This is a genomic window from Stenotrophobium rhamnosiphilum (assembly GCF_003052265.1).
Lineage (GTDB): Bacteria > Pseudomonadota > Gammaproteobacteria > Nevskiales > Nevskiaceae > Stenotrophobium > Stenotrophobium rhamnosiphilum.
Map to the genome: position 1 here is coordinate 1 of NZ_QANS01000010.1, position 18,655 is coordinate 18,655.

Sequence of the window (18,655 nt, forward strand, 5' to 3'; positions counted from 1 at the left end):
AGATCACGTCCGCCCGACTCCGACTTGTGTCCGAGCGTCTTTCCGACGATTGGCGATTCCGAGCATTTTGGCGAACGAGTCCGCGTCGATTCCATACCATATCGTCCGTTCATCTCCCTCGCTTGAAGTGCGTCGAGTTTTCTTGGTTTTGAGTCCAATGGACGCTAGAACGCGCGTTACGGTGATCATGGGGGATTTTTCGATGTCCTTGCGCTTCTTCAAGCCCATAACCGAGAAATCTGCATCTGTCATATCTTCGACGACCTCGCGGAACCCGTTCAGGTTGTCATGGCAGGTTTCCCAGTTTTCTGGGAGGTTCCCTTTTTGGATATCTGCCAATCCGAGTGCCCCAAGGAGCTGGCCTAGCGTACGACTTGTGTAGAGCCGAGCCTCGCGGTCAGCGGGAAACAGGTATACCTCCGAGACGTCAGATTGCATCAGTGCCTTGTCGGCCACCATCAAGCACTCGAATCGCTCCACGGCGGGTTGAAATCGACTCTCATCGTCTAGGTCGATAAGTTCAGCGGTTGCTTCGGCGCAGTAAAAACGCTCCAAGTAGTAGCGATCGAGTGCTGCTTGCTCAGAGTCTGGAATACCACCTGACGAACGTCGCGCATCGCGGAGAATGTCTGCGCTCTGACTATCAAGTTTGCGAGCAGAGAGAATCCGCTTAGATTTTTCTTCGCGCAGATTTTCATCAGCACGCTTTTTGAGAGCCTTGAGCTCCTTGTGCTCTTGTTCTGTTGCTGCGATCTCATCCACGACCCAGCCAGAATTCTTCTTATAGCGGATAAAGTTCTTGCGAAAATAACGCATTGATTGGTTGCGTACAGAAAGCGCTTGCGCATAGATATCGAGTGTTGGGTCGTCGGCCAGTTCCATTTCGTAACCATATTCATCAAGCGCTGTGAGTCGGCGGAACGAGACGTCTCGCTCGCGAATAATTTTCTTGATTTCATCAAGGCGAGATTCCTCATCCCGTTCTTCTGGGCTGACCCATGCCAGAACTTGCGTCGGATTGCGTACGCGGCCTAGGTGCTGATCGATATCTGTGTGGGAGTTCACGCCGTTAATAAAGTATCCATACACGGCAACGCGAGGAGATCCAACGGAATCACTCGGAAAACTAAGCGAGAGATCAACCCCGCTACCAAGTGAAGGGGAGCTGACAATCGCAGAGTAATCCCAGAACTTTTTCTTTGGGTCGATCATGAAATCGATCACCGCTGGCGTGTTCCGAGTATCCGAAGTTACAAGCAGTACAGGCAGGCTAGTGGCATTGGTGGCGGTGAGCATTCCGTGGATCAGTTCCGCCTTTTTCTTCGAGTTGCAGCACACGAAGAGATTTGTTCCATCGCGATAATCGGAAAGCATTTTTTCCTGAAGGTCACTTTCACTTTCGTACAAAGCAATCTTCGGTGCTCCATACTCACATTTGCTATCAACCGGAATGGTGCGGTTGTACAGCGTGAATCCTTTCGGCCTGTTATGGATGATGACCGCAGTATCCAAGTCAGCAATGCGACCAGCAGTCTTTAGAAGCACCTCTACATTTGGCCCCAGATCAGCATCTGACAAAATCAATCGTTTAGCGTGCTTAACTACGTAAATCAGGTATTTCACAATTTCAAAGCGGCCACGGACCAACGAGTCAGTGTCTGAAAGCATGTGAGAAATCACCTGCTCAACCTCATCAAGGATGACGGTGTGGTATTGCCTCGCTGGAGTATCCATCCTCAGCCTGTTGGCAAGGCTATCGACAGTAACCGCGTACTTGTTTGTAGGTTTGACTGGTTTTTGATTGTGCTCGTATAAATCCAGCGAGAGCCTTTGTGCTATCTCGCGCAGTAGGAGAATGCGATGGCCAATCACAAGAACCGTTTTGTTCGTATCATCGACCAGGCGCTTCAATACCTCAGTTTTGCCAGTTCCTTTCGGACTTTTAATAAGCACAATTGCGTCGCCCGAGGGCAACGAATCGAGTAGTTTCTCGTTGGGATTGCGCCAATCGAACGTGAGATCAAAAAAGTGTGTCGCGGATGCGGGAGAGCCAACGCGGATATCAACTTGCTCGCGCCAAAATTTATCTGCGGGATCTTCTGGCAGTTGGAATTTACGTTTTACTGGATACCAACGCTTGTGCGCGAAGCAGTAAACGCCCGACACACCGCGCTTAGCTGGCCGGATTACTTGTGCACTTGCACTTTTATCTGGATGAGCCGGATCAGGACAATGAACCTTCTGCTTATCCTGCAGCTCATTGAGGTGGTGGTACTCGCTAGAGCCAGCGCACCTCACCGGCGTGTCCTCCGCGATCCAAAATGTTGGAGTCACCGCCGCGGACGCATTCCCCGATTGGGTAGCGGCTTTTTGCTTCGCACGTGAGGGAGTCGGAGTTGTTACCGCGCTTTGAGTGCGAATCAGTGCATGAACGGTGGCATCGCTGAGAACCTTGCCCACCATTTCAAGATGGCACTGCGGCGATCCATAGAAGCACTGCGCGGGAGCGGTGGTGGCCTCGTCACTTTCAAAGATAGCCACCAGTGCTTTATATGCTGCACGGATGTGCTCTGGGTCGGTCAGCTCCGTCTCCAGCGCGAATACGATGCGATAACGCGGATTCTCTGGACTGTGAGTGGCAGTGGTGTAGATAAACCCGGCGTGATCCATCACGAACGGAAACGCCACGAGTTCCGAGAGGGTCCATTGGCGCTGGTCGTCCTTGTTATCGATATCGACAGCAAGAACCTGCGTGCAGATTAGATTTTCTTTGCTGCGATACCCGCCGTTGTTCCCTGCATCCTTGAACCATGGGCCGAAGCCGTGCCCGTTTTTAATCTCTTCCGCGAGTTCGTTGATGTTGAGATCGGGACGGGTCCAGTATTCCGTCCAAAGATGGTTGGCCTTACCCGCTGAAATTCCTGTCTGATTGCCCGCTTTACCAATGATTTGTTTATTGATGCCAACTTTCATAAGTTATCCTGTATTAGAGAGAAATGCGGTTTATGAATATTCATCGTGCAGGCGCAGGGGGCCCTCGCAGGTATATCTGCGATTAAAAGCAATAAAGCGGACACAGTAATCCCGCGATAAATCGGGGATTTTTTAGCTACAAAGCCAAGGTCTTTTTGGGGATAAAGACTCTTTTTATACTTGGAAAATGCTTGGTTCTTGCACCAACTATGAAATAATACCAAATTACTGCGTAAAAGTCAACATTTATTATTTTAGATATGGTATGGAATCGACGCGGACTCGTTCGCCAAAATGCTCGGAATCGCCAATCGTCGGAAAGACGCTCGGACACAAGTCGGAGTCGGGCGGACGTGATCTGAGCGAATTATCTGGGGATGATTTCAGAGCGTTACTGAGCGGCAACTCGGCACAGTAATGACCCCATAGGGGGGCTGATCGGGTAAAATCTCTATNGCTACTTACGTGGGTTCGATTCCCATCACCCGCTCCACGATTTACATCCATGTAAAAGCACGCGCTATTCACGGCGCGGGCCTCAAGAAAAGCCCACTATGCAAACGCCTGTTCAAGATTCATTGCTCATCGCTGGCAAATCCTATCGTTCGCGTCTGCTTGTCGGTACTGGCAAGTATAAAGACATGGCCGAGACTCGCGCGGCAATTGAGGCGAGCGGGGCGGAGATTGTCACCGTCGCGATCCGTCGCACCAACATCGGCCAAAACCCCGGCGAGCCCAATCTGCTCGACGTGATTCCGCCAGATCGTTACACCCTGCTGCCGAACACTGCCGGCTGTTACACCGCAGAAGACGCCGTGCGCACCTGCCGCCTCGCGCGTGAGCTGCTCGATGGCCATAAGTTAGTGAAGCTTGAAGTACTAGGCGATGCCAAGACTTTGTATCCGGATGTGCCTGCGACGCTGAAGGCCGCCGAGATCCTCGTCAAAGATGGCTTCGACGTGATGGTCTACACCAGCGACGATCCGATCATCTGCAAACGTCTGGAAGAAATCGGCTGTGTTGCCGTGATGCCATTGGCCGCGCCGATTGGTTCGGGCCTCGGCATTCAGAATCGCTACAACATTCTCACCATTGTTGAGAATGCCCGCGTGCCGATCATTGTTGATGCGGGCGTTGGCACGGCCAGCGATGCCGCGATTGCAATGGAACTCGGCTGCCACGGCGTGCTGATGAACACCGCAATTGCCGAAGCAAAAAATCCTGTGCTGATGGCTAGCGCCATGAAGAAAGGCGTTGAAGCAGGTCGCGAAGCATTTCTCGCAGGCCGTATGCCGCGCCGCCGTTTTGCGAGTGCGTCATCACCTTTGGATGGCGTTATTGCATGAGCGACAACGAAGTAGAAAATTCAAACGAAGAAGGCACGCCGTTCTACCGCAGGCTGCGTAGCTTTGTGCGCCGTGAAGGGCGCATGACTGATGGACAGAAGTCTGCGTTGGAACGTTTGTGGCCGCGCTATGGTTTAGATGCGCCCGCGCAGCCGTTTGATCTTGCGCAGGTGTTTGGCCGCAAAGCGCCGGTTGTTTTCGAGATTGGTTTCGGCAACGGTGATCACATTCTGTCGCGCGCCACGCTGGAGCCGCAGAATGATTTTATCGGTGTAGAAGTGCATCGCCCAGGCGTTGGTCGTTTGCTGCACAACGCAGAAACGGCAGGCCTCAATAATTTGCGCACATCGAGTCACGACGCGGTTGAAGTGTTGGAGACGTGGATCGCCGATGCTTCGTTGCAAGAAGTCGTGATCTATTTCCCCGATCCTTGGCATAAGGCGCGTCACCACAAGCGCCGCATCGTGCAGCCCGCTTTCATTGAGCTTGTTGCAAGCAAAATGGCGAAGGATGGACGTTTGCTCTTGGCAACCGATTGGGCACATTACGCAGAGCACATGCTCGAAGTGCTCAATGCATCGCCAAGTTTCCGCAATCTCGCCGCTGATGGACGCTACGTGCCGCGTCACACTACGCGCCCCAAAACGCGTTTTGAAGCGCGTGGCGAACGCTTGGGGCATGAAGTATTTGATCTGGAGTTCCGGCGCCTGTAAAACAGAGCCATGCTCTATGTCATTAAACTGCTGATCTCTGCTGCGATCATCGTCGCAATCACCGAAGTGGCCAAGGTGAATGCCACGCTCGGTGGCTTGATTAAAGCACTCCCGCTGGTATCGCTGATTACGCTGATCTGGATCTACGCAGAAACACGAGACACGCAAACCATTGCGCAGTTGTCGACAAGTACTTTCTGGTTTGTGCTGCCGACGCTGCCGATGTTTCTGATACTGCCCGCGCTGCTTAACCGTGGGTATTCGTTCTGGCTGTCGCTGCTGGTGGCGCTAATCGTCATGATGCTGTGTTACGGTCTCACCATATCGTTGCTACGTCGCTACGGAGTGACGTTGTAAATAGCGGTGTTGCCGACAAAAGTGCGGACAAGCAACGGCAAATGAAAAATATTGTTTTAAAATATTAACTAAATATAAAAATAAATAATATTTAAAAACAAACGCTGTGCTGCTGTGCGCGCAGCGGTGAGTCCAGAATTCTGTGAAATAAGGCGAAGCATGTCGGCAAGACACCCCACCATCGGCGTTACCGGTTCTAGCGGCGCGGGCACTAGCACCGTGATGCGGCTATTCCAGCGCATCTTTGAAGAGCAAGGCATAAAGCCCGCGCTGGTCGAGGGCGATGCGTTTCACGCCTACGACCGTGTGCAACTGCGCGCCGCAATGGAACGCACGCGTATTCGTGGTGAAAACTTTTCGCTGTTTGGTCCGGGCGGCAATTTGCTGGAGCGTTTGCACAGTTTGCTGCGCGATTACAGCGACGCTGGCAACGGCGTTGTGCGTCGCTATCTGCACACGGAAGCGGAAGCGGCGGCAGTCAGTCAACCTGTTGGCACATTCACGCCATGGGAACGTTTGCCAACAGACACCGACATCCTTTTTTACGAAGGACTGCACGGCGGCTATGTCGGTGATGAAATTGATGTTGCGCGTCACTTCGACCTACTGATCGGCGTAGTCCCGGTGATCAATCTCGAATGGATTCAAAAGATCCGCCGCGACACTGAAGAGCGTGGCCATAATCCAGAAGACGTTGCGCGGACGATCCTGCGTCGTATGCCGGATTACGTGAACCACATCATTCCGCAGTTTTCACGCACCGACGTGAATTTCCAGCGCGTGCCGCTGGTCGATACCAGCAATCCTTTTGAAGTGCAGGAAATCCCTGCGGCAGAAGAAAGCTTGGTCGTTGTGCATTTCAACAAGACCTCGCGCGTGAAGGTGAATTTCGACAAGCTCATTGCAAGTTTGCCGGGCGCGTCGAAATCGCATGAACAAACACTGGTTGTGCCTGGGCAATTGATGGAAAAAGCGATGGAGTTGATCTTCCGTCCTGCCATCGAAAAGCTCATGCAAAAACGCGACAAGGCTGCTGCCAAAGAAAAATCATAAAGTGGGCCGCGCTGTGCGCAGCGTGTAGGACGTTGCCCCGCTGCGATATCGCGCATCGCTTACGTCTCACGAAACAGTTCACGTCATTTCAGCTATTTGCCTACCGTCCATCACTGCGGACTTGAACCCTTGTGGTGACAAGCGTAGAACAAAGAAGTGCCGCAAAAAAATAATCTGCGACGCTGGAGGTGCGAGATGGCGGAATGGTTGCGAGACATGTCTGTCGGTGAGTGGTACAGAACCGACGGCGATCCGTTCGAGATCGTAGGTGTTGATACCAAGGCCGAGATTGTTTTGGTCCAGCATTTCGACGGCACGCTAGAGGAGTACGACTTCGATAGTTGGCTCGAGCTTGCTGCGCGCTCCACACCGCCACCGGAAGATTACTCCGGCGCTCTAGATATCGAGCGAGATGATTACACCGAAGAGTCTGACAGTCAGGCAGGCGGCGGGCGTTGGAATGATCCGCTAGATTTTCTGGATAGCCGATAGCTTTCGATTACTGCTCGATTTAAATCGGCATTGGCCGGCGTTCGGAATAATTGATCAGACCGCGCACCACGCGATAGATCCACCACACGCCGACAATCGCGAGCGTGAAGAAGCCGACAAGGATCAAGCAAAGCGGCCAGCTCAGTAGCGACCAAAGCAACGTCCACCAAAAAGTGCGCAGCATCCAGACGTGATGACTGCGGATGTAGTGGTTCTGCGTTTCCGCCGCTTTAATGTGATTCAACACCAAGCCCGCAATGTTGAGCAGAAAGGCTGTGAACGGCCCAATCACGTGCAGTACATAAGCAATCGTCAGCGTCGTGCGTTCAGATTCGCTGGCTTGGTCGGCGTCGTTTGTAACGATGTCGTTCATTGCAGTCTCCGATCAGGATTGTGGTGCTGCGGCAGCGCGTTGCTGTTTGATCAGTATTAAACACAGCAGCATGGCCGGCAAGGTTAGAGATGCGGTGTAGATGAAGAACAGCGTGTAGCCGATGTGATCCACCACCACGCCAGAAAACCCAGCGATGATTTTTCCCGGCAGCGGAAACAGTGAGCCAAATAGCGCGTACTGCGTTGCGGTGTATGCAGTGTTGGTGAGGCTGGAGAGATAAGCGACAAACGCAGTGCCAGCAATGCCGATGCCGATGTTGTCGACGCTGATGGCAGCACCCAAGCCCAGCAATGTTTGTTCACTGGTGGAGAGCCATGAGAAGAACAAATTGCCGAAGAAAATCGTAACGACGCCGAGTAGCAATGTCCGCGGCACGCCGTAACGCGCCACCATCAGGCCCGCGATCACCACGCCAACCATCGTCATGATCACGCCGAAGATTTTCGACATGCTGGCGATCTGATCCAGCGTATAGCCCATGTCCAGATAGAACGGGTTTGCCATTACGCCCATTGCGTATTCATGCATGCGGTAAAGGCTGATGAACAAGAGAATGAACAGTGCATTGCGTAGGCCATTGCGCGTGAAGAAATCCACGAATGGGCAAACAATTGCGCCGATCAACCAAGCCATCGCGCTTTGCAGCGGCTTGGGCCAATGCGCTGAGCGTTCCAGAAAGCCGAGAACGCGCTGCTCTTGCATCATGGTTTCGCGGCTGACTTGTGACAGCGGCTCTGCAACGACGAGCACAGTAAAAATGCCGATGAGAATGAATGCAGCCATCGTCAGATAGCTCGCGCTCCAGCCTGCGCTGCTGGCGATAAACAATGCGCCTGCACCAGCAACAATCAGCGCGACGCGATAGCCCATCTGATATGCCGCGGCCATGCCGCCTTGTAGATCCAATGGCGCAGCTTCGATGCGATAAGCATCGAGTGCGATGTCTTGCGTTGCGGATGAAAACGCAACAAGCAGTGCAAACACAATCGTTGGCGTCAGGCTCTGCGCGGGATCATTCAGCGCCATGCCTGCGAGACCACTCGCGATACCAATCTGTGCCAGCAACATCCAACTGCGGCGACGCCCCAGCCAATGGGTGAGAAACGGCAAGCGCACGCGATCAACAACAGGCGACCAGAAAAACTTCAACGAATAGGTGAGGCCAATCCAGCTGAAATAACCAATGGTGGTGCGGCTAATGCCGACCTGCGCCAACCATGCAGAGAGCGTGGAGAACACCAACAGAAACGGCAGCCCGGCAGAGAAGCCGAGAAACAACATACCGAGCACGCGCGGGTTGCTGTAGATGCGCCATCCCTGCGCTTGAGCGTTAGATGTCATAGTCGAGAATCAAAGGCGCGTGATCCGAAAACTTTTCGGCTTTGTAAATGCTCGCGGCTTTGATCTTGCCCTTAAGGCCTGACGTCACGATGTGGTAATCGATGCGCCACCCGACGTTTTTTTCGTAAGCAGCGCCACGATTGCTCCACCAGGTGTAGGCCTCGCCTTCAGTCTCGGGATAAAGCGAGCGATAGCCATCGACCCAGCCCAGATCATCGCTAAACACCGTGTCTAGCCAAGAACGTTCGTGCGGAAGAAAGCCAGAGTTCTTGAGATTGCCCTTCCAGTTTTTAATGTCGATATTTTTGTGCGCGATATTCCAGTCGCCGCAGATCACATACTCACGGCCGCTGGCTTTCCACTCGCGCAGCTTAGGCAGAAAAAATTCCATGAAGCGATCTTTCGACGCCTGACGTTCCGGGCCGGATGAGCCGGACGGCACATAGAGTGTCACCACCGAGAGATTGCCAAAGCGCGCTTCCAGATAGCGGCCTTCGCCGTCGAATTCCTCGTTACCGAGTTCGGTCAGCACCTTGTCCGGTTTGGTGCGCGAGTACAGCGCCACGCCGGAATAGCCCTTTTTCTGCGCATCACGGAAATAGACATGCCAGCCCTTGGGGAAGAACAGCTCGTCGTCTTTGACGTCGCCGATCTGGCACTTGGTTTCCTGAATGCAGAGCACGTCGGCCTGCTGCTTCGGTAGCCACTCAAACAGGCCTTTGCGGGCGGCGGAGCGGATGCCATTGGTGTTGAGATTGATGATGCGCACGGGTTCTCCGGCTGGGCGGCGTCGTTGTTGTATCAATACATCGTTATCATAGCGGTAGACCCGCATCACCTCACGAACAATGCACGCCTACCAAACTGCCTTTCTCAAACTCGCGCTGGAGCACGAAGTGCTCAAATTCGGCCAGTTCACGCTCAAGTCCGGCCGCGTCAGCCCGTATTTCTTTAATCTCGGCAAGATCAGCAGTGGCGCCGCCATGCGCGATCTGAGCCGCGCCTACGCTGAAGCGCTTGCCGCTTCCGGCCTTGAGTACGACGGGCTGTTCGGCCCAGCCTACAAGGGCATCCCGCTGGTCTCGGCCGTCAGCATTGCGCTGGCCGAACGTGGTCGCGATCTGCCGTATTCCTACAATCGCAAAGAAGCCAAAGACCATGGCGAAGGCGGCGTGCTGGTCGGCGCTGCGCCAAAGGGCCGCGTGGTGATTGTGGATGACGTGCTCACCGCAGGCACTGCGCTGCGCGAAGCGGTCAACATTCTGCGTAAGGCAGGTGCCGAGCCAGTGGCCGCGGTGATTGCGCTGGATCGACAAGAAGTCGGCCCTAACGGCAACTCAGCCGTCGCCGAGATGGAGCGCGACACCGGCATCCGCGTGGTGCCCTTGGTTACCGTTAAAGAAGTGCTGCAGTTCTTGCAGGCTGGTAATGCTGATGAGGCGACCATCCAAGCAATGCAGGACTATCAAGCCCGATACGGCGTGAAGTCCTAAAAAACTATTCTCATGGAGCGAGACATGCGTAAAGCGTTTTCTGCGTCACTGTTCTTGTTGATGGCACTGCCTCTGGTGGCGTCTGCCGCGCCTGGCGGCAAGAAAATCCAATGCTGGACCGACAACAAAGGCAACCGTAGTTGCGGCGATAGCATTCCACCGCAATACGCAGATAAAGAGCGCGAGATTTTTAACAATCAAGGCATGGTGGTAGACAAAAGAGCGCGTCAGCTGACGCCAGAAGAAGTCACCGCGCTAGAAACCAAGAAAGCAGAAGAAGCCGCGGCAGCCAAGAAGGCAACAGAACAACTCGCGTACGACAAATTTTTAACCGACACCTACAGCAGTTCCAAAGAGTTGGAGTCAGCGCGCATCTTGCGCGAGCAGACGTTGGATGGACGTTTGGTGCTGGTGAAGAAGGCGATTGCTGATAGCGAGAAAACGGTAGCCGATTTGCGTGGCCGAGTTGCTGCTCAAGCTAAACCAGGCAAGAAGCCAGACAAGCGAGTGGAAGTGCAGCTCAAAAAATTTGAAGCTTCCTTAGAAGACAACAAAAAATCTGCCGTTCAGTTGCAGCAAGAAAGAGAAAAGATGGTGGCTAAATTCAATAGCGATATTGAGCGCTACAAGTTCTTGCGCCCAGGGCATTGAAGCGCATTAAACGCTAGAGCAGTTTCAAGTAATCCTGGAATTCAAAAAACGCCGCAAGCACCTGCTGCGGCGCTTCAGTTTGCGGGTAGTGACCAATGCCCGGCAGTGAAACCACATCCGGGTTCATGATCAAGCTGCGATAGCGCGCCACCATGTGAGCGCCGGACACCGGATCTTCCGGGCCATTGATCAAACGTAGCGGCACACGGGTGCGGCGCAACGCTTCTACCCAACGCTCGCGGTTGTAGCGACGCTCATCAATGTAGGCGATCAACAGATGAATGATGCGCTTGCCATCGTTGTGCGCAAGCAGAATCCAGAAATCATGCAGCTCGGCAGCGCTGGGTTTGGTGTTGGGACCAAACACCAGAGAAAAACTTTTGCCGAATTGACGTTCGCCGAAGAAGCGTGCGATCAGTCCGCCAAGTGGCGAACGTAGCAAGCGCTGTGTTCCAGTCATACGATGTGTTTCTGGAAACAGGCCGCCATTGAGCAGCGTGACGGAGTCGATGGTGTACGGCTTGATTTCGCGCTCAGAGTCGCGAGCCAAAAATTCTTGCGCAACACTCACGCCGTAATCGTGCGCGAGGATGTCGATGTGTCGTACGCCGAGTTTCGCTAATAACGCTTCGTGAATATCAGTTTGTTGCACCAGCGAATAAACGTAATCGCGGGGTTTGTCAGAAAATCCAAAGCCCAGCATGTCGAGTGTGATGACGTGCTTGTAGCGCTTGCAGAGTTCAGGCCAAAGGCCTGCGAAATCCCACGATGCCGTGGGAAATCCATGGATCAGCAGCAGCGCTTTATCGCCGCTGCCTTCCGCACGATAGAAAATCGAATAATCGTTCCAGCGAAAATATTCGCCAGCGCTGCGCCATTGCGCTGGGGTCATGCGCTGCGGCTCTGACCGAGGTGCACGCCGATGAACTGTGCGATGTGCCAGATCGCATCATCAGCTTCTGGCATTTGCCCGGCGTAGAGCTGCCAGACGTGCCAGAGATCCGGCGAAACTTGCAGCACGGTTTCAACGCCAGCTTTTTTTGAGGCCTCGGCATAACGCGTTGAATCGTTATAGAGCACTTCAATGTCGGCGACCTGAATCAACGTCGGCGGCATGCCTTTGAGATCGGCATGCAGTGGCGATGCAAACGGCGTGCGTGGATCAGCGCCTTGCAGATATTGCTGCGTGTAAGTCTGAATGCCGTTGTAGCTCAGCATCACTTCAGTCGCCGCATTTTTTTGCATGCTCTCGCTGACATTGGTCAGATCGGTCCATGGCGACATGCAGACGAGTGCGGCAGGCAGAGGCAAGCCTGCTTCGCGTGCAGCAAGTGCGCAGGCGAGGGTGAGGCCACCGCCAGCGGAATCGCCTGCGATAACGATGTCCTGCGCTTCGATGCCCATATCGAGCATGCCGCGATAAGCAGCGAGTGCGTCATCCACCGCAGCGGGGAACGCATGTTCAGGTGCCAGACGATAGTCGATGACGGCCACGCGCAGCGCGCAGTGTTTGGCCAAATGCGCCGTGAGATTGCGATGGCTTTGCGGCGAGCCAATCACGTAAGCGCCGCCGTGCAGATACAACATATAGCCCTGCACGCCGCTGTGAATATTTTCGACCCATTCCATCGGCACGCCGCCCAGCGTTTGCTGAGTGGCCAAAGTGCCGCGCGGCGCCAGAAATTTCATCAAGCGCGTGATGAAGGTCAGGCGGGCGCGCTGTCGTTCTGGTGATAGCGACCCGCTCAATACCGGCTGCAACAGAAAGCGCGTGCCGTGGCGCAGAAAACGTGCGCGCAGAGAGGGGCGTGTAGGGGCTTCGATGATGATTTCTTTCATGGCGAAAGCATAACGGGTTTGGAATGCGGTCACCCCACCTTAAGGCATGCGAGTGAAGGTAATTATGCTTGTCTGCACGATGTGATTTTATGATTGTGTAATTTGTATAGTTAAACAATATAAAACTTACTGGAGACAGTTTATTTAGCTCCGTTGTCACTAAAAAAAGCATTACAGGATTTAGACTCGCGCCATGAAAATTTCCCACTCTTTTATCGTCGCTCTGTCGACCGTCATGCTCTCCGCTTGCGGCAGCAGTACCAGTCCTGATGGCGAATCATCATCAGGCCCCGTGCCCACCCCGCCGACTGATGCCGCGCTTTGCGCGCCTGGCCAGCCTGCATTGGAGTTCACCGGCAGCATTGGCAGCAGCGATGCCAAAACCTATCGCATGCTGCCTTTCAAAGTTGCGTCCGGAACGGGTCGCGTAGAAGTCAGTTACGGCTGGACCGATAAACCTGGTCTGCCTTCAACGCCGCTCACGTCCACTACTCTGGATCTTGGTCTGTGGGACCAAAATGGTTATCGCAGCAACGCCGGTTTCCGCGGTTGGTCAGGTTCACGCCAAGGTCGTATTGATCAAGAACAGAATCCTGTTTTTGTTGAAGCCGGCAGCGCTGATCGTGGCTATCTTCCGGGCAAGATTGAAGCGGGCGTTTGGTATGCCGATCTAGGCGTGGGCGCGTCGTCGCCACAAGGCGCCGATTGGGTCGTAAAAGTGGAGTGCAAAGTGGGCGGCGGCACAACGCCGGCCAATGATCCCGTCGACACGAAGCATGTCGCACGCAGTGGTCCGGGTTGGTACAGCGGCGATTTCCACATGCACGCTTATCACTCCAATCCGAATGCGCCGGACTGGGACGGGTTTATCGAACAGGCTCGCGCTGCCAAGCTCGATTTCTTGATGGTGACGGAATATGTCACCACGCAGCACTGGCGCACGCTCGGTGCGGTGCAACGCGCGAATCCTGATTTGCTGATTTATCCAGGCCGCGAAATCATCACGTACTACGGCCATGTGATGGGCCACGGCGAAACGCCGCATGTCAGCGAATATCGCCATGGTTTTGAGAACATCAAAATTGGTGATATTCAGAAAGCGATCAAAGCCGATGGCGCGCTGTTCCAGATCAATCATCCCACCAGCTTTCCGCCGCCGCTGTTCTCCAACTTCTGCCGCGGTTGTTATTTCGAATTGGGCGATCAGATTGATTGGGATCAAGTCGACACCATGGAGATTCTGAACGGTCCGCTGCTGACGACGGCAGACGATCTTGGCGTGCCGTTATCCGATCCAAAAATCGAAAATCCGTTCATGACCACTGCGCTCGCGTTGTGGGATCAGCAGCTCAGTGCAGGGCACAAGATCACCGGTGTTTCCGGCAGCGACTCTAAAGGCGTCGATGCACTGGATCAGCGTGAGCGTAAAGGCTATGGTTCATCAGCAACGGTGGTTTATGCGTCTGAGTTGTCACGCGCAGCAATCAAGGCCGCAGTCAAAGCGGGCCATGCTTATGTGAAAACACGTGGCGTGACAGCGAGTCCTTCGCTGCAATTTGAAGCGACAACTTCAGATGGGCAGCACGCTATTTTTGGCGACACGCTTAAGGTTGCTGCTAACGGCACAGTGAAGCTGCGCACGACCGTCACCGGTGGCATGGGCCAATTGTTGAGTTACTACCGTAATGGTGAACTTCAGCTTGGCGTTACCTTGCCGATCGCCTTGCCGTTGCCGAATGGCTTGCCCGTGCCGACACTCACAGTGCCAATCACCAGCGATCCGTTTGTGCATGAGATTGTGGTTGGCCGCAATACATTGAACGAAGGTCCGCTCGGCACCTTCTGGCGCGTTGAGACGCGTAATTTGCAAACGCGCACAACGATCGGCAATCCGATCTTCCTCAAAGCGCCGTAAGTTTTATTCAGCAGTTGGAGTGGCCGGTGCTGGCCACTCCAACCAAAGCGTTCCATCTTTATAGACCGCGCCATTTTTCTTCAGCTTGGTATCGCCATTCTTGATTTGCGTATGAACGTTCGTCGCAGGTTGTGCGACGGCGTCGCGTCCGTGAACAAAATCCTGTTCGCGAACGAGCGCCATATAAGCTTTGTTCAAGGCCAAGGCGCGTTCGCGTGAAGGTGTGATCAGCTCGCGCATATCTTTCGCGGCACGCACCTTGGCTTCGTCGAGTTTTCCCGCAGGGAAATAGCGCTCCAGCACTTCCTGATTGGCGCGGAATTCATCGCCGCCATGTGCGCGACGGAAATAAACCAACGTTTCCGGATCGACGTGCCCTGCTTGTGGCACATCAGGAATGTTGTCTAGCGATTGATGGCCCCAGCCTGGTGAGCCCGGCACTTTTCGTGGAAAGCCAAAGCTCTGATCCACGGTTACGCCAAGACCAGAGTGACAGCCCATGCAAAACTGATGCTCCTCACGCGTCTGCAGTCGCAGACGACCTTGAGCGTCTTCGATAAAGCCTTGCAGACTCCAGCCGAAAGGCGAGATCACGCCAGTGACGGCAGAGCCGTAAAAAATCGGCGGCGTATCGGCGGGCTCATTACGTTCTTCAGCGTAATTTTCCGTGAGCTCATCCGGCCCAACCCAATGTATTTTCACCGAGTAACGAAGTTCCTTAAAGCGCGTACTCAGCAAGCTCGGCGCATCGGGATCGATGTAACGCACGCTGTGCAAAAATTCGGTGCCGATTGGATAAAAGTGCCGCACCACGCCAATGCCGGCTGCTCCGCCGACGTAGCGCAGAGGCAGACCGCGCATGACATCAACGCGGCCCTCAATTTTTCCATCGCCATTGATATCTGCACCAACAGCGGCTTCATCAATCGGCTCAATGCGACGCAGGATTTTTGAGTCAGGAACGTTGGCTCCAACGCCTAAGGAAGCTTCAAGAATCGCCAGATTAGCTTTGTAGATTTCCCGATTCTCAACGCCAGCAACATTCGCACGAAAGAATCGCGGCAGACGAATCATCACGTCATCGGTCGAGCCATTCGTAGGCCAGAACGTGCCAGGGAATGGCTTGTATCGAAACGCGCGCCAATGGCTGCCATCTTTCGCGAAACCATCCGCGTCAAAGCCACGCGCAAAATCGAAATCCGGCACCCAGCCGCCGTAGTTGCCGCGGCGACGCAATGCTTTGCGCAGTGGACGGTAATTGTCTTGTCGCACCCAAGTCAGCGCATCGGTATCGCTAATGCTGGCAATGACCGCGCTGCGATCTTTGAACAGATTGGTCCAAGGATTGTTCATGCCGACTTTGCTGAAGGCGTATTCCTCTTGCAGATGCGCGTCATTCAGCGCGTTGCTGCCGTTCTTGTCGGTGTGGCAGGTCCAGCAAGGATTGGAGACGCCATCGGTCTTGGTGTAGCACTGCGATGGCACAACGGCAAAAGGGTTGTTGATGGTCTTTCCCTGTGCCGTGGCTAAAGCCAGCGGATCGTAGGCCGCATCGCGATCGCAGGCCACCAGCGTGAGGGCCAGCACGGCCGTTAGCGTTGAGGAAAGAAGATATTTCATTGTCGCCAGTATAGCGTTCAGCCTACTGGCACTCGATGCTTCTGGACGCGCTATGGAGAAGCGCCAAAACTACCGAGATTGCGATTGCGCAGACGGCCGAGGAATCCCATCACGCGCGCGGCGACGTTGTTGTCTTCTATTTGTCTGACGGGCTCGACCGCGTGAATCGTCCGCAGTTTTGGTGCGGATTTCAGCGCGCGGTGATGACGCAGGGCCGAGGCGATATTCATGCCGAGTGGCCCACGACGAATGGGCTTGGGCAGAAAGCGAAAGACCTGACCTTGATTGATCAAGCCGATCAGAACGCTGGTGTCTTGAAATGGCGTCATCACAATGCTGACCACTTCCGGATGCTCAGCTTTCAGCATTTTCAGCGCAAGCGCGATGGGTTCGCGTTTTACGAATAGCTCTGAAATCACGACGCCGATATTGTTCTCGGCAAGGATCGAAAATGCCTGATCAAGACTCGATGCCCAGTGCACGGCTTGCGATGGCCCAACAATTTCACGGACGGCTTTGACGACTTCTGCATCGTCATCAATGACCAGAATCCCTTCTTCTGGCTGCGGTGCAATGAAGCTGCCGGTTTCAGTGAAGGTCGAGACTGGCGGCGTTACGCTCGGCTGACTGCTGAACAAATCAAAAGAAATTTCTGCAGCTTGATTAACAGTCTGCTTGAGCTCTGCTGCGTCCCAAGGCTTGTTGATGAAGCGGAATACCTCGCCTTCATTTACCGACGCAACAATGGCTTCTAACTCCGAATAACCCGTGAGCAGCAGTCGCATCGTGTTGGGTGATGCGATACGCACTTCACGCAAAAGATCAGCGCCACGCATCACCGGCATGCGCTGGTCGCTAACAATCACATGCACGCGATGATCGCGCACATATTGAAGCGCGTCGCGGGCGTCGGTGGTGGTGTAGAGGTTGTAGTGCGGGCGAAACAGCATCGCCAGCGATCGCAAGATTCGCTCTTCGTCGTCGACAAGTACTAGGTCTGGTTTGATTGGCATCTCAGACTAGGCCGCAATGGCCTGTGTTTGTGCCTGCGGCTGCACCGCAACAATCGGTAGGCTCACAACAAAACGCGAGCCTTTGCCTAGGATTGATGCCACGCGAATCTGGCCGCCATGTGCTTGAACGATCTGATAGCTGATGGAGAGCCCAAGGCCAGTGCCTTGGCCAATCGGCTTGGTGGTGAAGAAAGGATCAAAAATCTTTTCCAGATGTTCTTGAGCAATGCCTTTGCCGTTGTCCTGAATGCTGACATGGACATGCGTGTCATCACTTTCGGTCTTGAGCAGTAAGCGGCCACCATCGTGCTCAATCGCTTGTGCGCCATTGCTGATCAGATTGAGAAAGACTTGGTTGATCTGCGAAGGCGAACAACTAACCGACGGAATATCCGCGAGGCGGCGGATGATCTCCACACGATTCTTCAGCACGTTCTTGGCAATCACCAGCGTCTGCTCAAGACTTTCGTTGAGATTAACTTCAGCAACGCGAGCCTGATCCAGACGACTGAAGTTGCGCAGGTTCACGACCAATTCCTTGATCTGATCGGTGCCGAATAAGGTGTCCTTTAATAGGGCCTCGGTGTCATCCAGCGTATTGCCTTCACGCAGATCGGCTGAAGCGGCGGATGCTTTGAGCAATTGCACGTGAATCGCTTCTTCATCAGGCTCTTCAGCGGCCATCAGATCCAGCAAGTGTTCGTGGTCGGTGAGCACGCTGCGCAATTGCTCGAACACGGCCTGTGTGATTTCGACGTTATTACGGACGTAGCCCAGCGGCGTATTAATCTCGTGTGCGACGCCAGCAACCATCTGACCCAGCGACGCCATTTTCTCTGACTGCACGAGTTGCGCTTGTGATGCCTGAAGCTGGCGATAGGCCTCGCCGAGACTGGCGGTTGAGGCGGCCACGCGCTGTTCCATCGCGCGCAGCAAATCGAGCACCACGCCCATTCCAAGATAGCGGCCATTGTCCGTGACGATGAAGTCTTCTGAAATCGGCGTGCGGATATTTTCTGCGACGTGCTGTGCAGCTGCTGCCAGTGGCTGGTCGATGCCAACCTGCAAGGGCTCCGCATTCATGATCTGCGAAATTGGGCGATTGCCGTAGAGCTCGCGTCCGAATCGCGACATAAAGATGTCAATCATCTGATGGCGGCTGATGCTGCCGATCAACATGCCGCCTTGAACAATCGGCAGCGACAACAACCCGGCATATTCTTTCTGCAAGAACAGCTCGCCGACATCATTGATGCTGGTCTGCGGATTCAGCGGCGTCGCCCGCATGAGCAGGGTGGAGATTTCGTTGCCGGAGGAATGCGCTAGGTTAGACATGGCGCGGAAGGTTAATGAGTCAATGTGACGCTTTGATGTGTTTGGCAGCTTTTACGCATTGCTGCCGCATGACGCGTCGCCGCGGCGAGCCTCACCTTGAAGCGAGGCGCAGGCATAATA

At 54.2% G+C, this 18,655-nt stretch carries 17 protein-coding genes; 8 read left to right on the forward strand and 9 right to left on the reverse strand.

Going from position 1 to position 18,655, the window contains the following annotated elements; all coding sequences use genetic code 11:
• Positions 1-3: 3 nt before the first annotated feature.
• On the reverse strand, positions 4-2,973 hold the full coding sequence (locus CJD38_RS17860; RefSeq protein ID WP_107941775.1) for a plasmid replication protein, CyRepA1 family: 2,970 nt from the start codon (positions 2,971-2,973) through the stop codon (positions 4-6).
• Positions 2,974-3,527: 554 nt separating this feature from the next.
• Here CJD38_RS17860 and CJD38_RS17865 point away from each other — a divergent pair.
• The 5 genes from CJD38_RS17865 to CJD38_RS17885 all read left to right on the forward strand — a co-directional run bounded on the left by CJD38_RS17865 (position 3,528) and on the right by CJD38_RS17885 (position 6,934).
• The gene (locus CJD38_RS17865) at positions 3,528-4,319 is read left to right on the forward strand and encodes a thiazole synthase (RefSeq protein ID WP_107941777.1); all 792 of its coding nucleotides are present in this window, start codon (positions 3,528-3,530) and stop codon (positions 4,317-4,319) included.
• Complete coding sequence (gene trmB / locus CJD38_RS17870; protein ID WP_107941779.1) at positions 4,316-5,032, forward strand: tRNA (guanosine(46)-N7)-methyltransferase TrmB; 717 nt, start codon at positions 4,316-4,318, stop codon at positions 5,030-5,032. The genes CJD38_RS17865 and trmB overlap by 4 nt, the downstream gene beginning before the upstream one ends.
• A gap of 9 nt (positions 5,033-5,041) precedes the next feature.
• Positions 5,042-5,389: a DUF3147 family protein gene (locus tag CJD38_RS17875; RefSeq protein WP_107941782.1), complete on the forward strand. Its 348-nt coding sequence runs from the start codon at positions 5,042-5,044 to the stop codon at positions 5,387-5,389.
• Between the two features lie 159 nt (positions 5,390-5,548).
• Positions 5,549-6,442 (forward strand): phosphoribulokinase, encoded by an 894-nt coding sequence (locus CJD38_RS17880; RefSeq protein WP_107941784.1) that lies wholly within the window; start codon positions 5,549-5,551, stop codon positions 6,440-6,442.
• Positions 6,443-6,637: 195 nt separating this feature from the next.
• Complete coding sequence (locus CJD38_RS17885; RefSeq protein ID WP_107941786.1) at positions 6,638-6,934, forward strand: DUF6763 family protein; 297 nt, start codon at positions 6,638-6,640, stop codon at positions 6,932-6,934.
• A 19-nt stretch (positions 6,935-6,953) separates the two neighbouring features.
• Here CJD38_RS17885 and CJD38_RS17890 read toward each other — a convergent pair whose 3' ends face one another.
• From CJD38_RS17890 to CJD38_RS17900, 3 genes are read right to left on the reverse strand one after another with little or no spacing between them, the layout of a single operon-like run.
• A complete protein-coding gene (locus tag CJD38_RS17890; RefSeq protein WP_107941788.1) occupies positions 6,954-7,307 on the reverse strand; it encodes a DUF4870 family protein in 354 nt (117 codons plus the stop codon).
• 12 nt (positions 7,308-7,319) lie between these two features.
• Complete coding sequence (locus CJD38_RS17895) at positions 7,320-8,669, reverse strand: AmpG family muropeptide MFS transporter (protein ID WP_107941791.1); 1,350 nt, start codon at positions 8,667-8,669, stop codon at positions 7,320-7,322.
• Positions 8,659-9,438 (reverse strand): exodeoxyribonuclease III, encoded by a 780-nt coding sequence (locus CJD38_RS17900; RefSeq protein ID WP_107941793.1) that lies wholly within the window; start codon positions 9,436-9,438, stop codon positions 8,659-8,661. The genes CJD38_RS17895 and CJD38_RS17900 overlap by 11 nt, the downstream gene beginning before the upstream one ends.
• 79 nt (positions 9,439-9,517) lie before the next feature.
• On the opposite strand from CJD38_RS17900, the gene pyrE reads away from it, so the two are divergent.
• Complete coding sequence (pyrE, locus tag CJD38_RS17905) at positions 9,518-10,162, forward strand: orotate phosphoribosyltransferase (protein ID WP_107941795.1); 645 nt, start codon at positions 9,518-9,520, stop codon at positions 10,160-10,162.
• Positions 10,163-10,186: 24 nt separating this feature from the next.
• Complete coding sequence (locus tag CJD38_RS17910) at positions 10,187-10,813, forward strand: hypothetical protein (protein ID WP_107941797.1); 627 nt, start codon at positions 10,187-10,189, stop codon at positions 10,811-10,813.
• A 13-nt stretch (positions 10,814-10,826) separates the two neighbouring features.
• Here the strand turns inward: CJD38_RS17910 and CJD38_RS17915 are convergent, their stop codons facing one another.
• Positions 10,827-11,705 (reverse strand): alpha/beta fold hydrolase, encoded by an 879-nt coding sequence (locus tag CJD38_RS17915; RefSeq protein WP_107941800.1) that lies wholly within the window; start codon positions 11,703-11,705, stop codon positions 10,827-10,829.
• Complete coding sequence (locus CJD38_RS17920; RefSeq protein ID WP_107941803.1) at positions 11,702-12,652, reverse strand: alpha/beta hydrolase; 951 nt, start codon at positions 12,650-12,652, stop codon at positions 11,702-11,704. The genes CJD38_RS17915 and CJD38_RS17920 overlap by 4 nt, the downstream gene beginning before the upstream one ends.
• A gap of 193 nt (positions 12,653-12,845) precedes the next feature.
• On the opposite strand from CJD38_RS17920, the gene CJD38_RS17925 reads away from it, so the two are divergent.
• Positions 12,846-14,567 (forward strand): CehA/McbA family metallohydrolase, encoded by a 1,722-nt coding sequence (locus CJD38_RS17925; protein ID WP_107941805.1) that lies wholly within the window; start codon positions 12,846-12,848, stop codon positions 14,565-14,567.
• Between the two features lie 3 nt (positions 14,568-14,570).
• Here CJD38_RS17925 and CJD38_RS17930 read toward each other — a convergent pair whose 3' ends face one another.
• The 3 genes from CJD38_RS17930 to CJD38_RS17940 are packed head-to-tail and all read right to left on the reverse strand — an operon-like array spanning position 14,571 to position 18,535.
• Positions 14,571-16,187, reverse strand: a complete 1,617-nt coding sequence (locus CJD38_RS17930) for an Aq_1262 family (lipo)protein (RefSeq protein WP_107941807.1) — start codon at positions 16,185-16,187, stop codon at positions 14,571-14,573.
• A 50-nt stretch (positions 16,188-16,237) separates the two neighbouring features.
• Positions 16,238-17,200, reverse strand: coding sequence for a response regulator (locus tag CJD38_RS17935; protein ID WP_107941809.1), 963 nt, complete (start codon positions 17,198-17,200; stop codon positions 16,238-16,240).
• Positions 17,201-17,206: 6 nt separating this feature from the next.
• A complete protein-coding gene (locus CJD38_RS17940; protein WP_107941811.1) occupies positions 17,207-18,535 on the reverse strand; it encodes an ATP-binding protein in 1,329 nt (442 codons plus the stop codon).
• Positions 18,536-18,655: the final 120 nt, after the last annotated feature.